The 19,890-nt window shown below is 34.2% G+C and carries 12 protein-coding genes; 2 read left to right on the plus strand and 10 right to left on the minus strand.

Annotated elements, in window-relative coordinates:
• Nucleotides 1-489: 489 nt before the first annotated feature.
• Nucleotides 490-687: a T9SS type A sorting domain-containing protein gene (locus NG806_RS19145; protein ID WP_261511052.1), complete on the plus strand. Its 198-nt coding sequence runs from the start codon at nucleotides 490-492 to the stop codon at nucleotides 685-687.
• Nucleotides 688-766: 79 nt separating this feature from the next.
• On the opposite strand, the gene NG806_RS19150 is transcribed toward NG806_RS19145, so the two are convergent.
• The 8 genes from NG806_RS19150 to NG806_RS19185 form a co-directional block, all read right to left on the minus strand.
• A complete protein-coding gene (locus NG806_RS19150) occupies nucleotides 767-3,592 on the minus strand; it encodes an aminopeptidase (protein WP_261511053.1) in 2,826 nt (941 codons plus the stop codon).
• 56 nt (nucleotides 3,593-3,648) lie between these two features.
• Complete coding sequence (gene pyrF / locus NG806_RS19155; protein ID WP_214833096.1) at nucleotides 3,649-5,016, minus strand: orotidine-5'-phosphate decarboxylase; 1,368 nt, start codon at nucleotides 5,014-5,016, stop codon at nucleotides 3,649-3,651.
• Nucleotides 5,017-5,140: 124 nt separating this feature from the next.
• Nucleotides 5,141-5,488, minus strand: coding sequence for a YkvA family protein (locus NG806_RS19160; RefSeq protein ID WP_214833094.1), 348 nt, complete (start codon nucleotides 5,486-5,488; stop codon nucleotides 5,141-5,143).
• A gap of 83 nt (nucleotides 5,489-5,571) precedes the next feature.
• Nucleotides 5,572-6,111 (minus strand): TlpA family protein disulfide reductase, encoded by a 540-nt coding sequence (locus tag NG806_RS19165; protein ID WP_214833092.1) that lies wholly within the window; start codon nucleotides 6,109-6,111, stop codon nucleotides 5,572-5,574.
• The gene (locus tag NG806_RS19170) at nucleotides 6,108-6,671 is read right to left on the minus strand and encodes a thioredoxin family protein (RefSeq protein WP_214833090.1); all 564 of its coding nucleotides are present in this window, start codon (nucleotides 6,669-6,671) and stop codon (nucleotides 6,108-6,110) included. Before NG806_RS19170 ends, NG806_RS19165 begins: the two co-directional genes overlap by 4 nt.
• Before the next feature lie 18 nt (nucleotides 6,672-6,689).
• Nucleotides 6,690-7,760: a chorismate synthase gene (aroC, locus tag NG806_RS19175; RefSeq protein ID WP_214833088.1), complete on the minus strand. Its 1,071-nt coding sequence runs from the start codon at nucleotides 7,758-7,760 to the stop codon at nucleotides 6,690-6,692.
• A 191-nt stretch (nucleotides 7,761-7,951) separates the two neighbouring features.
• Nucleotides 7,952-9,583, minus strand: coding sequence for an LIC_10190 family membrane protein (locus tag NG806_RS19180; RefSeq protein ID WP_261511054.1), 1,632 nt, complete (start codon nucleotides 9,581-9,583; stop codon nucleotides 7,952-7,954).
• A 52-nt stretch (nucleotides 9,584-9,635) separates the two neighbouring features.
• Nucleotides 9,636-10,187, minus strand: coding sequence for a YMGG-like glycine zipper-containing protein (locus NG806_RS19185; RefSeq protein ID WP_261511055.1), 552 nt, complete (start codon nucleotides 10,185-10,187; stop codon nucleotides 9,636-9,638).
• Between the two features lie 1,250 nt (nucleotides 10,188-11,437).
• Between NG806_RS19185 and NG806_RS19190 the strand changes: the two genes are divergently transcribed.
• Complete coding sequence (locus tag NG806_RS19190; RefSeq protein WP_261511056.1) at nucleotides 11,438-15,208, plus strand: fibronectin type III domain-containing protein; 3,771 nt, start codon at nucleotides 11,438-11,440, stop codon at nucleotides 15,206-15,208.
• 207 nt (nucleotides 15,209-15,415) lie between these two features.
• Here NG806_RS19190 and NG806_RS19195 read toward each other — a convergent pair whose 3' ends face one another.
• Both NG806_RS19195 and NG806_RS19200 read right to left on the minus strand, forming a co-directional pair.
• Nucleotides 15,416-16,657, minus strand: a complete 1,242-nt coding sequence (locus NG806_RS19195; RefSeq protein ID WP_261511057.1) for a PKD domain-containing protein — start codon at nucleotides 16,655-16,657, stop codon at nucleotides 15,416-15,418.
• An 89-nt stretch (nucleotides 16,658-16,746) separates the two neighbouring features.
• On the minus strand, nucleotides 16,747-19,773 hold the full coding sequence (locus tag NG806_RS19200; RefSeq protein ID WP_261511058.1) for a reprolysin-like metallopeptidase: 3,027 nt from the start codon (nucleotides 19,771-19,773) through the stop codon (nucleotides 16,747-16,749).
• Nucleotides 19,774-19,890 lie beyond the last annotated feature (117 nt).

The following is a 19,890-nucleotide window of genomic DNA, read 5'->3' on the forward strand; positions in this document are numbered from 1 at the left end:
AATTCTGGTACTTGTTTTTTATCTCTTTAATACCTAATTTTTAAGCTTCTTTTTTCTGTCTTAAGTTGAAAAATAGTTGAAGAACTATCCAATTCCTGAGCTAGATATGGAAACAAATAATTAAAATCGGTATAATCATAATCTGTATCTTGTTTATAAATCTACTTTTGGTTGTATTTTGGGCAGACAACAAAAAAGATCGGCACGTAGTAAATGCTCTCATGTAGGTTTTTTTATCTATTTTGTGTTTAATTGTTAAATTTATAATTTCGCAAATTTAACATTTTTTAATATTTATTAAATTCACATTAAGAAGATTTAATATGGATTTTGTCATTTTTTTGACTCTCAATTTTAATTCGTTACGCAAAAGTACTATAACACTGCGAAAGAACCTGTCGTGTAAGTTTTGATGATTTTTCGCTAACAACAGGAACATTAGCTATCGGAGAAGTTACAGCATCTAAGTACAGACTTGTTAAAAATACTTTGGTTAAAGATGATGGAATTACTTTCGGAGCTCAGGTTAAAAATGTAAAAGTATATAACATGTTCGGACAGGTTGTAAAAACTGCTTCTGTAAGAGAAAATGAAACTTTAAATATTGCTGAATTACAGAAAGGAAATTATATCGTTACAGGTATAATTAACAATGAACTGGTTTCTCAGAAAATTTTAATAGATTAATTTTACTTTTTTAGATTAAAAAACAGCCACTTTATAGTGGCTGTTTTTATTTTGTCATCGAATAAATTTTAAATGTAAATTAATACCAACCTCTTCTTGCAGCATTAATAATAGAACCCAGATTAAGAATTAAAGTATATCTGATTCGTCTTCCATAATCTTTAAATGCCGGTTCAAAACCTAAAGAGGATTGGATAGGGAAGTAGACTTCAAGAAAATCAGGAACGATCTTTATCTTGATGCCGCTGTCCCAGATAAACTGTGTAGGATTGTTTTTATTTTTATAAAGCCCACCATCTGCATAAATATGGAATATTTTCCAAACACTGGTATCTACATTAACAGAAGTGATCCATTGGTTGACAGTTCCCGGGATAAAAGATTTAAAACCACCATCAGCTAAAATAAACTGTTGAGATAAAAGCCCGCTATTTGCACTTTCCCCTAAGAGATTATAGGAAAAAGAATAATTTGAGACCCTGGAAATTCCATAATTAAATGTATTATTTCGTGTTTCGTTCCTTGCAAAATATCCTGCAAATACTCTGATACTTAGCTTTTGCCTTGGAGCAAATTCCCATCTATAAAATCCTTCTGCCGTTATTTTATTAAAATCTTCCATTCCCTGAGTACTAATGCTGAAACTCTTTTCATGGATCATTTGACTATCTGTGTATCCATATCCTACACTCCACAAGTTATATTTATCATAATCTCTATTGGCGATCCTTAAAGGACTTAGATCTCTTTCAAAATAGTTGTAAGATGCACTTACTCCTCTGCTTACCGTACTTCTGGGGTTTTTCCTAAAATTAATATTCGAAAAAATAGAACCCTTTCTGTAGGCAAGATCGTAGTCGTAGTGAAAATAAGATGCTGAAACACCAAAAGTTAGGCTTCGAATAATACTTTCTGCAGGAAGGAAAGAATAAGATACTGCTCCTGAACCTGTTAGTTTTCCTGTACCTGTACTGTATGTAGGAGTAAAGGAATAGAGGAATTTTTGATCGAAAAAAGATTGATTTTTTATATTAAATCCTAAAAGGAATTTATCATAGGTATTATTGAAACGGATTCTGGGGCTGATATAAATTTCATTAAACTCAGGATTCGGGATATCTTTTATAAGTTTTAGTTTAATTTTTTTTGCATTTGAAAATAAACCTTTGGAGTAAAGAAAATTATCCCGGTATTTTGATTCTGGGAAAATATAATCATTATTCAGTGTGATCTTGTAAATATCCAATGCCGGAATTGAAACTGTTTTTGTCATTTCATCCCCATCTGTTTCTACCCAGTATTCTTTCTTTTCGTCCTCTGTGGTTCTGGTTTCTAGTTTAACAGGAATAGGAGATAAGGTGTTTTTATTGATCTTAATATGCAAAGAGTCGTCCTGTTTTTTGAATTTCTGTAATTTAAAGTTGACCCTGTTTTTTTGTTTTAAAAAATCAGTTAGATAGCTCGTTCTACTATCTTTTTCTGAAAGCTCTTTTAAGAAATCTTTGGGATCGATTTGCTTGTCAGTGTTTTTAGCGATATAATTTTTTAGTAAACTGTTGAAATTCTCGTATCCCATTTTATCTGCAGAATAGTTGAATAAAGTTCCAGTTTCAAAACTACTTATAGCCATCACATTGAAGTTACTTAAGACGGCGAATTTCTCTCCGATTTTTTGATCGAGATTCTGAGACATGATATACTGATAGGTGAGGCCATAACGATCGATCAGCTTTACACTGGAAGCATGGAATAATTTCAAAGGCTTCATTCCAAAAATGGTAGCTTCTGGTAGTTTGCCTAAAAGCTTTGTTTCACCATAGAATTTTTTAAGGTATTGAATTTCTATATATGATTTCAATCCATTTTTAAACCAGTGGTTATCCTGTTTATCTGTAATAATACTTTCATCAAGAATTTTTTTGGCAATAATTCCCAAATAATCAAGATCTACCTTTTCTGCATCACTAAACAATTGAAACTTGAATTTCCAAAAGCTGATATCATTATTTCCAAAAAAATCTTCATCTCTTCTGAATTTCTCAGAAATAAATAATCTGCCAGGTATATAACCGATTTTTTCCTTGATAAATTTTAAATGCAATGGAAGATAAAATTCTAAATTTTCCTTTTCCTGGGGCTTCAGGGCATACCCAAATTGTACTTCCGTATCAATATCTCCGGTATTTATTTTTATGGAAGGATACTTATTTTGAGAGATCACAAACTCTGGATCTGAGTCTAAATACCCTTTAAAGTAATTGTGCTGAATTTCCGGTAAATTACTCTCAATAAAAGAATTGGTAGGGAGGTCAAATTTAACTATCCAATGGGTGTTAAAACTGATAGACTCTTCAATATCATGGTAATTTCTTTCAGAAATATTGTCCGGATCAAAATGATCCGGAACAATAAAGAAATATTTTAAGGCTATATCTTTGTCAGATGTACCATATCCTGTGAATGTTTTATCAGGAAGCTGCATGGTATATTGCAACTGTAACCTGATGCTTTTACCAGATAGTAATGGCTCATTCAGAGAGACAAAAAGATTTTCTTCGGATGTACTCTTGCTGATTGAAACAGTTTGGTCGTCAGAATCTTTGATATTTATCTCTAATAGCTTACCTACCTGTTCAGGTTTTGCGAAATGCAGATCATTATTTCGGTCTTCCAGTTTTCTGTAAACTAATGAGGTTCCTCTTTTCTGGTAAGCAGATACCCAATTTAATAGCTTTATGCTTTTTAAATCTTTTTCAGAATTGTTATAATAAACCAGTTCCTGCTTTATTTCCAGTGTTTTATTATCCAAAGATAATTTAGCTTCAATGTATATGCTGTCTTTTTTTTGTGCAGAAGCCTGTACAATTCCTAAAAATAAAATAAGACAAATAATAATCTTTCTCAATGTGGTGATAAAGGATCAAATATAACTTATTTTAAACAGATTTTGTAAATTTACTATTAAGCTTTTTTTAAGGAATTTACATAGGCATTCCAACCTTCATTTTTATAAGTTACAGCGGCTGATTCAGGATTTTCAGATTTGTAGATCCCTCTTCCTACAATAATAAAATCGGTGTGAAGATTTTTGAAGACGTGTTCCGGTGTATTATATTGCTGTCCTTTTCCATCCCCAGAATCTGCTAAATTTACCCCTGGAGTAAATAACAGTAGTTCTTCAGGGATCTGGTTCTGAGAAACCCCTCCGATAACATTAGGATGAGACAAAGATACTTTAAGAGCTTCTTCACGGTAGCTGTTTGTCGTTAATGTTCCTTTAGAAGACATTCCTATAATAGCAACAACGCCTACATTTTTGAAACAGTCTAAGGATTCAAAACCTCCGATTACCTGCGATGTTACAAAATCTGCCCAATCGGTGATTTTGAAAACACCACTTGTAAATTGTAATTCTTGAGTGTTTCCGATGTCTGCGAATTTTCTGTCTTCCATTAATAAAAACTGATGTTTTGCAGCTAATTCTTTTAATGGAGTAATTGTTTTTTCATACTCAAAATCAGAAATGATATCGATATGTGTTTTTAATGCAATAACGTGTGGACCTACTTTTTCAGCAAGCTCTAACAATTCCCTTGTTGTCGTTACGTCTGCAGAAGCGATAAGGTTGGATTGTTTTGTAATAGCTAATTCTAATAATTTTTTAGAAACAGAATGTTGAGATGATTGTAATTTTTGCTCATAAGTGCTTCTTACTTTTTCTTCGAACTGAATGTGATTGCCTAAAAGAAAATCCTGAATTCTTTTTACCTCTTCATCGGAAAGTTCTCCGTTTTCCTGAAGAATAGTACAGACTTCTGAAATGTTAAAAAGAGTGTGAACTCTGAAACCTTTACTTTCTAAAAGCTGTTTTCCACCTTGCTCTCTGTCAAGAACAACTACGATATCAGATACTTTAAGATCTTCTTGCTCAACTTCAGCGATGGTTTCTAACAAAGATTTTCCGGAAGTAATTACATCTTCTACCAAAAGGCAGTTCTGGCCTTTCTGGTAAATCCCTTCAATCATTTTCTTGGTGCCATAATCTTTCGCTTCTTTTCTTTTAATAATAAGAGGAATATAACTTTCCAATGACATTGCTGTAGCCATCGGAAGAGCAGCATAAGGAACTCCACATATTAAATCAAAATTATCCAAAGGAAGCATTTCCAATAAATAATTAGCTAGATTTTTTAAAATTTTAGGATCTGAAGCTAAAGGTCTTAGATCTACATAAAACGGACTTTCAATACCGCTTTTTAAAGTGAATCTCCCAAATTTAATGATTCCTAGCTTGTAGCACTCCAAAAAGAATTCTTTTTTACTTTCCATTATTTTTTATTAGATAGTGCAAATTTAAGGATTTGTAATAAGGCTTAAAAATTTATAGGTAAATTATAAATAAAAAGCCATTCCAAGAATATCGGAATGGTCTTAAATAATTATTGTTTATAAATTATTCTACGATTTGAGCGTTGATTACTTTTGTACTTCCTGCATTTAATTTCTGTTCAGCTTCCCAAAGCAAAAATTTATCTACTTCTTTAATCAGTTTAGGAATAACCAGGTATAAAACCGCCAGATCATCCAACACCCCAAGAACAGGAACAGCTACTTCTGGAATTAAATCAATCGGAGAAATAATATATAAAATTCCTAACATAGGTAGAATGATATCAATGGACCTCATCGGATAGATTCCTCTTTTCCAATATTTGACCATTCTGAAAATGTCGGGTATTTTTTTTACAAAACCTTTATGGTTGATGGCCTCTTTAGCCAGATTTAATTTAGAATATTTCATTTTGTGTTTGGTTTAAATAAATTCTTGACGTAACAAAATTCGCAAATTCTATACCAAATAATTATAAAAATTCGTTAAAAGATTTATTTAATGATATTATCGATAAACTGATGGACTGATTCCGTATTCCAATCTCTGTAAGCATCTTCTTTTATAAGAATTCTCCCGGTTTTATCTAATAAGAATGTAGTAGGGAAGGCTTTTGGTAATAACTTTTCTGAAATTGGGCTCTGAGCAATGTATACGGGAACAGTATAATTATTTTCTTTAAGAAATTTTCTTACCGCTGATTCTTCATCTTTCATCGCGATCAATACAAAATCTACATTCCCTTTTCTTGTATCATACAATTTTTGAATCGTTGGCCATTCTTTCCTGCAGGGAGGACACCAGGTTCCCCAAAAATTTAAAAAAACAGGTTTATCTTTAAAGTTCTTAAGATTTGTACTGGGAACATTGATTCCCTGAAGGTCAATATCGTAATCATCTTTATTTATGGTAACTGCATTTTCAATGGCAGCAATAGGAAAAAACTGATCTTTCAGAAAATTTCTTACCCCCGGAATAAAAGCAATAATTCCAATAATAACAATAAGTACAAGGTAGATTATATTTTTTTTCATAATAATTCTAAAATTTCCTGAACTGCATCTTTACCTCTGTTTTTAGCATAATAAATCTGCAGATCATTATAGAACTGATCTTTGGGATAGCCTTCAGGATCAGCTTTATATTTTAACAATAATTCTTTGCCATATTTTGGACGTGGGCCCCAAGAGTTTTTTACCGTAAAATCATTATTTAAAATAATAACTTTTGGAATTGATTCTGTTCCATTGGTAAGAAACTGGTTGATTAAAGTTTTATCACTGTCTCTTAGGAAGATTCTAACTTCGTTATGACCTTCAAAAAATTTCACAAAAGCAGGAACGGTTGCACTGGCATCTCCACACCATACTTCAGAAATAATTAAAATTTTGCCATCAAAGTTTTTAGATTGTAATATATTGAGCTGTTCCTCGTCTGGAATATACTTTTTTAAGGTTCTATCCATTCTCTGAAGACCCAGTTCATAATATTGCTTATAATCTATGTCGTTCTGATTGTCAGGGCTCTCAAGTCTTTGTCTTCCAATATGTACATATTCCTCAAAATTGATCCCTTTATCCCAATAATCTTTCATGACTGATATTATTTGTGTTTAAAAATTATTTAAATTTCTTGTCTTGTTAATTAAAAACAGATCAGCCAATACAAATGCAGCCAAACTTTCTACAACAGGGACAGCTCTTGGAACTACACATGGATCGTGTCTTCCTTTTCCTTCAACAATCACAGCGTTTCCATCTCTGTCGACACTGTCCTGAGGTCTTAAAATAGTGGCTACAGGTTTGAAGGCCACACGAAAATAAATATCCATTCCATTTGAAATCCCACCCTGGATCCCACCTGAAAGATTAGATTTTGTAGTGAAGTCCTGGTTGAAAGCATCATTATGTTCTTTACCAGTCATTTTAGCACCGCAGAATCCGCTTCCATATTCAAAACCCTTACAGGCATTAATATTAAGCATAGCTTTAGCCAGTTCAGCTTGAAGTTTTGAGAAAATAGGCTCACCAATTCCTACAGGAACATTTTTAATGACGCAGGTAATGGTGCCTCCAATAGTATTTCCTTCTTTTTTTATCTCTTTAATTCTGGAGATCATCTTTTCAGCAGTCTCTGCATCCGGACAACGTACATCATTGCTTTCTGTTTTTGAGAAATCTAAATCCTGGTAAGGTTTTTCACAGAAAATATCGCCAACAGAAGACACATATGCGTTAATTTCTATATCAGATAACATTTGTTTTGCAAGTGCCCCAGCTACCACCCAATTGATAGTCTCTCTTGCCGAAGATTTTCCACCACCACGATAATCCCTTATTCCAAATTTTTGATCATACGTAAAGTCTGCATGACTTGGACGATATGCATTGGCAATATGATCATAATCTTTTGATTTTTGATTTTCATTTTCGATGGTAAAACCAATAGGAGTACCTGTGGTTTTTCCTTCAAATATTCCGGAAAGAAATTTTACGGTGTCACTTTCTTTTCGCTGAGTAACAATTGCTGACTGCCCAGGTTTACGGCGATCCAGTTCATATTGAATTTTATCAAAATCAACTGTTAATCCTGCCGGAAAGTTATTAATTATTCCACCATAAGCCACACCGTGACTTTCTCCAAATGTTGTAAGACTGAGAAGATTACCTAAAGTATTGAACATAGCACAAATTTACGGCTTTTTCTTAATATAATAATGCCTTTGTATTTGTTCTATTTATGGAAAGTAATGATAATATTCATAATAAGTTCCATACTCTCTTTTGAATGGTTGAAATTAATTGTGAATTACAGCTTTTCCAGAATTTTAAATTCAAAAACTTCAAATGAAAATAAATATTAACGGCCGTCCTATTAATTAGGTCGAGTGGTATTGTTAATGATATGGTTTACTTCTTTTTTCTCCTGGGTATTTATATTCTTCCAGATAAAACCCTGCTTGATTTTGTCTTTATTAATAAGCTGTGGGAAGATATGAGCTTTCGTATTATCAATAATTTGATAAGGAGTAATAGCGGGAAGGGGAGTGCCGAAATTATAAGGGTAGTTTTTAGAAACATTGAATTTGAGATTTCCAACCTTAAAAGAGTTAAAAGCTGTATACTTATATCTTGAGGGTTCGTAAATTTGCTTCTTTTCAAAATTTCCCATGAATTGAGCCATTTTGTAACTTGGAATATGGATGCCGATAAATAAAGGGAATGACAAAAAAGAAATAACAGATATGCTAACGATATAAAATGTAATTATTGATTTTTGTCGGGAGAAATAATGTGAAAACAGGATAAAGAAAACAACAAAAAATACATCTATAAAAAATCGGTACTGAGCAGAAAATAAAAGTACAAGTATAGTTTTTATAACGAGCGAAATAGCAATTAAATAAACGACAGTATTCTTTTTTCTTATTGAAAATAAGATAAACGTAATGAGGCTTAGGATAAATAAAATATTGATCTTGGATTTAATTCCATTCAGGAAAAGCCAGTTTTTAGCATAATCCAGTGCTGAGAACTTTTGAATTTCTTCAAAAGAGTATTGCATATCATACGTTTTTTGAACGGCGAATTGAGAAGATATTTTTAAAAATTGCGGATTAGGCTTCCAATATACTCCAAGATCGCCAATAGGAACCGGAAAAACAGGATAACCAAATGTCCAGATGTTTTTAATAAAAAATAAAATAAGAACTAAACATCCCAGTATTAGATTTTTAAAATTTGACTTTACGATAAAAATCGAATAAAGTAAACTGAATATCGGAAGCCATATCATTGTTGGCTTTATGGTAAAAACAAAAATAGAAAATGCAAACAAAAGACTAGTCTTATTATTACCTGTAAGTACTTCATTTAATATAATCAATGAAAAAATGATCACGGGAAGATCAGGACTTGGAGACTGGGAAAACAAAAGCATGATGGGAACAAATACCAATTGGATCCACGATTTTTTTTCAACGATATAAAGCACATAAACGATTAGAATAATAACATTAATTCTTAAAAATTGATCACTGAAATTAGAAAATCCTGCCTGAAATATATGCCAAACCGACATTTGTCCCAGAGTCAGATCCAGATTTGATATGCCTTTAATCAGACCATATTCAGAAAGCCATTTTATAGATGGAACATAATATCCAAAATGATCTAATATATAAGGATAATAGGAGCCTGAAAAAAGTATGATCAACGATGTGGCTATGATTAACAGTGTATCTTTTTTAGTGAATTGGTAGAACTCGAGGTAGAGCCTGTCTTTAAAAAAGAAAAAAAGTCCAATTGTAATGGTGGATATCTCTACATATATATTAAGCGGAATAAAAAAGGCAAGAATAGTCCATATGATAGATATTGCGAAAATCCCGGATATGATTTTACCTGATATTCCCTGAAATAATGTTCCTGAAATTAACTCCACAATTCTTCCTAAACCTAATAAGGTCGAAATTATAATAATAGAAGAAAACAGAGTTAATATCATAAAAAAAGATTGCCTAAAAATAAGCAATCTTTTATTCTTTTATAAATAATTATTAATTTCGTGGTTGTACTCTACCATCTTTTCTATCTCCTGATCTTCCGATCGCATAACCAGTAGCTCCACCTACAACACCTCCAATTACAGCTCCCAATCCTCTGTTGTTCTTGCTAATAATAGCACCTGCTGCTGCACCACCAACTGTACCAATAATGGTTCCTTTGGCAGCTTTACTCATTCCTTTTTTCTTAGGTGCTTCCTGAGTGGTTCCTTGTGAAGAGTTACTTTCGTTGTTGGCATAAGACCCATTACTTGAATTTGATTCTCTATCTCTGTATACAGTTCTGGTTCTTGTAATTACTTTTGGCTCCGAATTTCTTGCAGCTGACTTGGCTTTATTGGATTCCACAATACTGTCCGCTTTTTTCTGAGATTCATAGGCCATCTTTTCTTTTTCGATAGCTAATTTTTGTTTTTCTATTTCAAGTTGTTTTGCCTGAAATTCAATTTTCTGCTGTTCCAGAGACTTTTCAGCCACCTGATCATCTTTTTTACAGGCTGTCATTAAAAATACTGATAAGAGACCTGTTAATACTATATTTTTCATAAATCAAATTTTTACAAGGTTGCCAAATCAAAAACGACTTTAGCTGTATAGTTATTTCCAATTTTGAAGCCAAGTTTTAGTTAAGTAATGTTAAAAAATCAAAAAGAAATCAAAAAATATGATTTAATGCTTTAAAAATTTCCGATAATAGGTCATTAACTCTGGTATAACCCTCTGTTCTTGGTAGATATGTTTTTTACTATTTATAATTAAATCATAAGAAAGTTAATTTCTGGCAGAAGTTGTTAATTTTTAATATATCAGGCATGAAAATTGCGGCGGTATAATCAGCTTTTAATGATTAAAAAGTTTATAGTCTTCTAAAATATTATTCATCAACGATCCTCAGTTGTATTACTGAGGATTTTTTTGTTAATAATGTAACCTTCATTTAATTATTAGTTTTAATTATATTCATGTAAAATCTCTATTTTTGATTAGCAGATAACAGTAATATGAAAAAGATGTTTTTCAAAGTTTATATTTCATAGAATTATTTTACTTGTAGCATCCTGCTCATGCAGTAATAATATAGTGATATTAAAATTCTATGGCTGCCTGATATATATTCCTGTAAATGGAAAGAATAGGTAATTTGTAAAAATATTTTATAAAATTAGTTCTATTATAGGATTTTATACAGTTTTTATTCACTAGTTTTAGAAATAAATGCTATTTTTAGATTTTGAAAAACTATAATTATGGAACTTTATGATTACTCATTTGTCTTAGGATCAAGCATTTTATTTCTTTCATCAATGCTTATTATCATAACATTTTATCTGATCCTTAGAAAAAAAAGCTATAAGTCGGGATTTTGGTGCTATAGTATTGATTTCCCACAGTCAAAGAAATATTGGAAAAGATGATATTCTAATTTTAAGATATTCTATTTCGATTCTAGAAATAGATTTTTTTTCATCATTTGTGTTTTTTGCGGCCTCTCTGGAGGCCGTTTGTGGTGATAATGGTGTCCTCATTTTAAGTATGTTTTTAGATTAATTAGTCTATGTGAGCTTTCTGATATCCATAGAAATCCAGATTATATTGGCAGTTAAATTAGAGTTATAATTGGATGTTTTCTTGTATTTTAATTCCTGAATTCTGTTATACACCGATGAATTCTCATTTTTTTTTAATCAACTGTTCTTTTATTTTTATAAAATTCCCACAAAAAATATTAGATTATATACTAAATCTTATGAAAAAACGATTTAGATTTGTAGGATTAATATTAATAATGATAACTTATGAAGAGATTTTCTATTTTTTTAATACTTCTTCTGTGTTTGATCAATGTGGGCCTGTATGCACAGGCACCCGCAACATTGCCGTATGTTCAGGATTTTTCTACGGCAAATGATTTCACACTGTTAAATGGAAGTCAACCAAATAAATGGGAATACGGCTCAGCAACAGGTAATGCGGCCAATTCCATTTATATTTCAAATAATGGTGGTACGGCGAATGCTTATGACGTCAGTAATGAGAGTACAGTTCAGGCTTATAGAGATATTGCTATTCCAGCAGGATCAACCATTGCTACATTTGCATTTGACTGGAAGGCAGCTGGAGAAAGCACTTGGGATTATTTAAGAGTTTGGCTTGTTCCTGCTACTTTTACTCCTACAGTCGGAAATCAAATTGCTGCTGGAGCTGGTAGGATTCAGGTGGGTCAGTTTAATCAACAGTCTACCTGGCAATCATATCTTAATACGACTCTGAATGTTAGCAGCTTTGCAGGTAATACAATGCGTTTGGTATTTGAATGGAGAAATGACACCAGTGCAGGAACACAACCTCCAGTAGCAATTGATAATATCAATTTATCAATTCCTACATGTCTTGTACCTACTGCATCGCCTGTATCTGTGGTAACTTCCAATTCAGCTACATTAGCATGGACGGCTCCAACACCAGTACCAGCTAACGGATACGCGTATTACATTAGTACAACAAATACTCCTCCTGTTGCAGGGACAACGCCTACAGGAACTACAACTGCAACATCTGTGAATATAACTACGCTTGCACCAAATACGACTTATTACTGGTGGGTGAAATCTGTATGTAGTCCAACGGATAGTAGTTTATGGGTTACGGGTGCAAATTTTACAACAACACAAATACCGGCAACACTTCCATATAGCCAGAACTTTTCTACAGGTAATGATTTAGGATTTACCAGTGGAACTCAGCCTAATAAATGGGCTTATGGTCCTGCTACCGGAAATCCCGCAAATTCAATTTATATATCGAATGATAACGGGGCTACCAATGGATATAATACAGGTTCAAATAGTTATGTTCATGCTTATAGAGATATTATTATTCCAGCTGGGACTACAGCTACTACTTTCTCATTCGACTGGAAAGGTGATGGAGAAAGTACTTGGGATTTCTTAAGGGTATGGTTGGTGCCATCATCTTTTATGCCTGTTGCAGGAACTCAGATTACTGCTGGCGCAGGAAGAATTCAGGTAGGAGCTAATTACAATCAGCAAACAAGCTGGCAGACTTATTTTAATACGAATTTAAATTTAAGCAGTTTTGCAGGCACAACAATGCGTTTGGTGTTCGAATGGACAAATGACGGAAGTGGGGGAACTCAACCTCCGGCAGCTGTAGATAATATCAACTTATCCATTCCTACATGTATTGTTCCATCAGCGATGGTGGTAAATGGAGTAACGGCGACAGCAGCTACATTAAGCTGGACAGCACCGACTCCAGCACCAGCTAACGGATATGCATATTATCTTACAACAACGAATACTCCTCCTGTAGCAGGTACACCACCAACAGGAACGAGTGCTACAACATCAGTAAACTTAACCACTTTAACGCCAAATACGACTTATTACTGGTGGGTGAAATCTGTTTGTAGCTCAAGTGACAGTAGTTTCTGGATCCCTGGTCCAAGTTTTAGCACAACACAGATACCAGCAACAATTCCATATAATCAAAATTTCTCTACAAATAATGACTTTGGATTTGTAAATGGAACTCAGGTAAACAAATGGTTTTATGGAGCTGCGACAGGAAACACTGCCAATTCCATTTATATTTCAAATACCAATGGAACTACGAATGCCTATGCAACGGGTTCAACAAGTATAGTTCAGGCATATAGAGATATATTAGTTCCAGCAGGAGCTTCCATTGCTACTTTATCTTTTGATTGGAAAGCAGATGGTGAAAGTACTTTTGATTTTTTACGAGTTTGGCTGGTACCAACATCTTTCATGCCGACAGCAGGAACTCTTATCGCTGCAGGTCCGGGAAGAATTCAGTTAGGAAACAACTATAACCAACAAGCTACCTGGCAGTCGTATCTTAACTCGACTTTAAACATCAGTAGCTTTGCAGGAACAACGATGCGTTTGGTGTTCGAATGGAAAAATGATGGCAGTGGAGGTAATCAGCCTCCGGCAGCCGTGGATAATATAAAATTATTAATTTGTAGTACTACAACACCGGTGGTGGCAGTAAGTGGAATTACTCATAATACGGCAACGGTAACATGGCCACAAGATACTGGTGGAGCTTCGTATCTTGTAAGATACAGACCTGTTGGTTCAGGTGGTGCCTGGACATCTGTAGCTGTGCCAGCAGTTGCAGCGCCAGCAACAAACAATTCATATAACTTGCAAGGTTTATTACCTGCAACTTTGTATGAGGTAGAAGTAGCTGCAGTTTGTAACAGCATTCCTGGTACTTATTCACATAATGAGTTTACAACAAAATGTGATCCTACACCTCCGAATGTTACAGTAAGTAATATTACTACAACTTCAGCATTGATTACATGGGGACCACTTGCTGTTAGCTCATCTTATAAAATGAGATACAGAATAGTGGGTAGTGGTAACACAGGATGGAGTGCTGATATTATTCTGCCATTAGCACCAACTAACACCTATCCACTAACGGGTTTAAGTGTTTATACCACTTACGAAGTTCAGATCGCTAATAAATGCGATAATGAAACTACTTACAATGCCTGGTCATCTCCAGCAGTATTTACTACAGAGAGAACGTGTGATCTACCTCCTCCGGGATTAACGATAACTAACTTAACTCCTACAAGTGCTGTTGTGATCTGGGACTCTTTCCCAGGTAGTACTTATACTTTAAGATATAGAAAAGTAGGTATTCCGAGTTGGACATATGTATCTGCACCAACTAATACATACACGATTACAGGATTATTGGAATTAACAAAGTATGAAATGGAGGTTGCTAATATTTGTGGAAGCGCACCTGGAAGCTATACACTTCCTTATTATTTCACTACTCCTACCGTGATCTATTGTCAAATGCAGTCAGGAAGTTCAGCATCTGAATTTATTTCAAAGGTTACCGTGAAACCAAATGGTAAACCTACCATGGAGAATTCTTCCAATGCTACAGTATATTCAGATTTTACTGCGACTCCTGCTACATTTATAGAATTGATTCAGGGTTCTACAGGAAATGAGATCTCTATTGAGAAATCATGGCTTGGAAATACATATAATGAAGGGATTGCAGTATGGATTGACTTCAATAGAAACGGAACTTTTGATATAGACGAAAGAATCCTTGTTTCTTCACCCAATACAACAACACCTATTAAAGGAACATTCAGTGTACCAACCGATGCATTTATCAGTATGACAGATTATAAATATGTTGTCATGAGAGTAGCAATGCAAAGAGATGGTATTCCTGTAAACTGTACAGGTTTTGATAATGGAGAAGTTGAAGATTACACAGTAAGAATTTCTAAAAATCCAGTGGCTAATGCAACTAATCAAACGGAAATTCTTATTTTCCCTAACCCGGTTAGCTCTATACTGAATGTGAAAAATATTAGCAAAAGAGCTAATTATAAAATATACAGTGCGGCGGGTCAGCTTATCACCAGCGGAATTATTTTAAATAATAAAGTTGATGTAAGCAGATTGATAAATGGAGTATATGTAATAGACATCGAAGATGTTCAGGGCAGTGCTCAAAAGAAATTTATCAAAGAATAATATTGATATAATTATTAAATAGAATAAGCTCTCAGAAATGAGAGCTTATTTTTTTTTTGAGTTTAAATTAGCAGTGAAATAGAATCAAAAATGATCATGACAAAAGTGCCAGAGTATTGTATGATTTATGAGATGTTTACTATAGTAGCAAAATAAAAACTCTCCGGAATTGGAGAGTTTGGGAAATTGACGAACCATGGAATGATTTTATTTTTTAATTAATTTGATACTTTCAGAGCCACCATCTTTATATTGAATGCTTAGAATGTAAACTCCTTTGGTAAGAATTGAGAAATCAATTTTTCCATTCATTATATTAAGATCAGGAAATGTCCGGATTTTTCTTCCGTCCATACTATATACAGTAATTTCCTTAATAGGTTTTGTTGTTTTTATAAATGCTGTATTTTCGACAGGATTTGGGTACAATTCGAATTTTGAGGTTTTATTTTCGGTGACCGATAATAAATTAGTATCAACTTGTTTTGATATGGTTTCGGAACACAAATTTTTATTAACGGTAAGTGTAATTGTATAAATTCCCGGGTATGAATAATGATGAGTAGGGTTCGTGGCTGTAGAAACTGTTCCATCACCAAAATTCCAGTTCACACTACTGTAATTGGTTGATTGATTCTGGAGATCTATATTTTGACCTGAACCTGTGACTAAAAAATTAGCATTCAGATGAAAGATATTGGTATTCCATTGTGCAGGATTATTTAAAAATGTATTACCTGCAATTTGTTGATAGTACTCTGCTTTATCCTGGGCAAGGCCTCCATAAAAAGTAGATGGAAAAACAGAGGTTTGGAAGATTGTGGCATATATTGTTGATGCCACGAGATAGCTTCCCTGCAATCCTGGATGTATATCATTATAAGAACCATGTAATGCGAGATCTTGTGTTGCTGTATAATGAGCTCTTGCTGCTTCTCCGGCTGGGATCATTTCCACCTGCATAAGATTGGACATCTTAGTGATAGAATCCTTAATGATCTTTTGATAAGCGAAATAAGTGGCATAATCATTTTGAGCTGGAACTCCATACGGTATTTCATACAGGAAAATTTTAGAACATGGACTGTATTTTTTGATGGAATCCCGTATTATTCTACCACGTTCTGCGGTTAAAATTACGGGATTGCTTACCCCTGCAGACTCACCTGTTCCTGGTTGCATAACTACATATTTATAGTTTTTAGATCTTATTTTTTGAAATAGTGCTGCATCGTTCACATGATTTAGGAATCCGGCTCCTCCAACAGTGTGAGAAGTAACGCCAACGTTTTTTCCTTTTGAAATGGAGATGCTTTTAAAGAGTTCCGGCATATCATTAAAATAGGTAATACTATTACCAATAAAAAGGACATTATCTGTTTGGGAAAAGAGTGATGTTGAAATATTCAGCAGTAATATAATGAAGATATTATGTATAGTTTTTTTCATTCTGGTCTTATTTTATTGATTAAAAAAAGATAATACCTGCAAATAATAAAGCACTCACAGGTATTAAAAAATAAACTAATTGTACGAAATTATTTTTTGATTAGTTTTGTGTTATAAGTTTTGTTCTCACTCGTAATAGAAATGATATACATTCCTTTTATTAATGAAGCAACATTAATTCTCTGACCATCCAGTTTACCACTTTGTACCAGTCTTCCTTCAGCACTGTAAATCTTGTAATCAGCTTTTCCTTTCAGGTTTTTAACCTCTACAAAAGTATCAGCCGGATTTGGATAAATTTCGATTTCAGAGTTTGTTCCTTTTACTTCATTTACAGCAAGAGCATCGGTAATTTTCACAGGGAAATCTCTGAAAGAACCTGCTGAAATAAACTCATTTGGACCCGTTGGAACAGATGGACTGCCACAAGCATCATCTACACCATTAAAGAAAGTACTAGCCACCCTCATTCTTAAAGTTTTATCTCCGGAATATGCCGTTGCAGGTACCGTAAATACTACTGTTCCTGTGTGTCTTCTGTTTGCTCCAGGAATAGCATTTTTAGCGCCAACTTTTTCTGAAGCTTCAAAAACACCATTTCTGTTATAATCGATCCAAACCTGGAACCAGTCATTATATTGACCACCTGCTCTGTTTGCATAATCTGAGTACGACAAAGTGTATTGGGTTCCTTTGATTAAGTTGATCAGTTTAGTAGGATCCTCACTGTAATCTCTATAAGTATTTGATATTGAAGATACGGTTTGTCCTTCGGAATGTACCAAGTTAGAAAGTGACAATGAAAGAAGTGCGCTGTAGGCGATGCTAAGCGTACTATTACCTCCAGTAGTCATTAAACAGTAGTCAACTCCAGTCTTCAGTCCTTTCGTTTTGAAAGCATAGTTACTTGAGAATGTCCCCGGAACAGAATTCACTACAGCAGCAACCTGTACTTCGTAATTCGTTTCATCTTCAAGGTTATTAAGAACTACTGAATTGACAGGACTTGTTGCATTTGACCAGTTTGTAGTCCCTGCTTTTCTGTAATTGACTGAATAAGTAGCACCAGGTACACTGTTCCAATCTACTCTTGCTGTTGTTTTGAAAACTTCAGTATCAATAGTTGCAACTCCTGTTGGAGCATTCGTTGTTGATGTTGGAGCTGTTCCTATAGTAATTTGAGGAGATACTGCATAGAAGATGTTTCCAACTGCAGATATTCTGAATTTAACAATACCTGTTAGGCTACCTGGCATTTGCGCAGAATAGCTACCTGTATTAGGAGCAGAAGCGACCAAGTCCGTCCATGTCGTTCCGTTGTTTGTTGTATAGTCTATTTTGACATTTGTAACATTATATGGAGCAGCGTTTGTATTGGCTACTTCCCACTGAATGGTATTTGTTGCATTATTATACAATACCGAAGAAGCGGTAAGGCCATTGAATTTAAATGGTCCGTCATTTCCAACAGTCACAGTAGTTTCAGAAGAAGATAACATTGGTCTTAGACTATTTTGATCTCTTACTGTTACCGCATAATGTAATGTTCTTGGAATGTATGAAACCGTTTCCCAACCTGCTTTACCTGTTAAGCTTCCACTCATCACTGTCGGCATGCTTGGGAAGTACCTTCTTCCACTTGCCGTTCCTGGCCAAGATCTGGACAAAGCACCCTGGGTGTTATATCCCCATCCACTGTCTCCAGAAATTGAAGCAAAGGTATCTACACTATCATACTGTTCCCAGGTATAATTTAAAGGATCATTTTGTGCGTCGATAGCATTTGCCTCCAGATAATAAGCTGTTCCTTTAGGAATGCTATATGCTATAAGAGGAGCTATTACAGGCGGAGTGTTGGTCGTAATATCCTGAGACACCCCACAAGCGGGTTTACCCTCAAGGTTGGTTAGGATCTGATCAATAGAAGCATAATGGAAATAAGCATCAGAATTCATTTGTACATTATCTTGTGTAATTCCTGCATATCCCATAATGGTTGTTCCCCCACCGGGTTCTACATTCACTCCTGAATTCTCAGTGCTTTTTGAAAAGGTATGATTACCTCCTATCTGATGCCCTATTTCATGAGCTACATAATCGATGTCAAAAGAATCACCACTGGGAAATGCATTGGAAGGTGAAGTGTATCCGGATCCTTTTCCTTCAGGATCTGCAGCTGTAGGATCTACACAGATACATCCAACGCATCCAGCATTTCCTCCACCTCCTGAAGCTCCAAACAAATGCCCAATATCATAAGCAGCATTACCAACATTGGCAGTCAAGGTATTCTGTAACTCTAAATTCCAATTATCCATATCATCAGCAATAGAATAAGGGTCCATTGCTGCATCTGCATAAATAATTCCCGGTAAGTCCTGAACTATTAATTTAACTCCAAAATCTTTTTCAAATACTCCGTTTACACGAGTCATTGTTGTATTGATCTGTGCTACTGCTCCCGGAACTCCATTAAAAAATGCAGTATATTCTCCTGTAACAGATAATGCTAATCTATAGGTTCTGTATTTTGTACTTGATGGTCTGCTCGTAATTCCTACACTAGAAAGATTTTTTTTTCCGTTTTTTTCTAAAGCTTTGATAGCACCGAAATTTTTTTCATCCGTAGAGCAGCTGAAGCCATGTTCTCCACCAGTTCTTTTGGTTTTATAGAAAACACCATAAGTCTGCTTATCAGCAGTTACCGGTTCTATAAACTGATATTGCCCGTCTTTAATGATCATAGACTGCATCTCGGTGGGAGAAGTACTGAATCTAAGATATTTTGAAGGATCATCAATTCCTATCCCAACATAAGATCCCAACTGGTATCTGTCTGCCAGAGACTTTTCCATAACGGGATTATTATAAACCGCAAATTTTTCAATCTTACCATCTACGGTTGGTAAAGAAATAACTACAGGTTTCGCACCATTTCCTGTTTCTACGGCATCTTTTAAAAGATTCCTAAGTGACGCTAAATCTACTCGGTAAGCATATTTAACATCTACCTCTTTTCTCGTTGGGGAAACCTTTGAAGCAGGTTCCCATCTCTGTGCATAAGCACCAGTAAAACCAGCAGCCAATACACAAATGAGTAAAATTTTCTTTTTCATAAAATAATACATTTAATATTTATGGGTTTTTATAAATGAATCCCTAAGTAAGCTAAAACGGACTTACAACAATCAATACTTATTAATTGTTAAAATTTGATGGGATTTGTTTTTTTT

Origin of the sequence: Chryseobacterium paludis (assembly GCF_025403485.1) — a bacterium.
In the GTDB taxonomy this organism is placed as follows: domain Bacteria; phylum Bacteroidota; class Bacteroidia; order Flavobacteriales; family Weeksellaceae; genus Chryseobacterium; species Chryseobacterium paludis.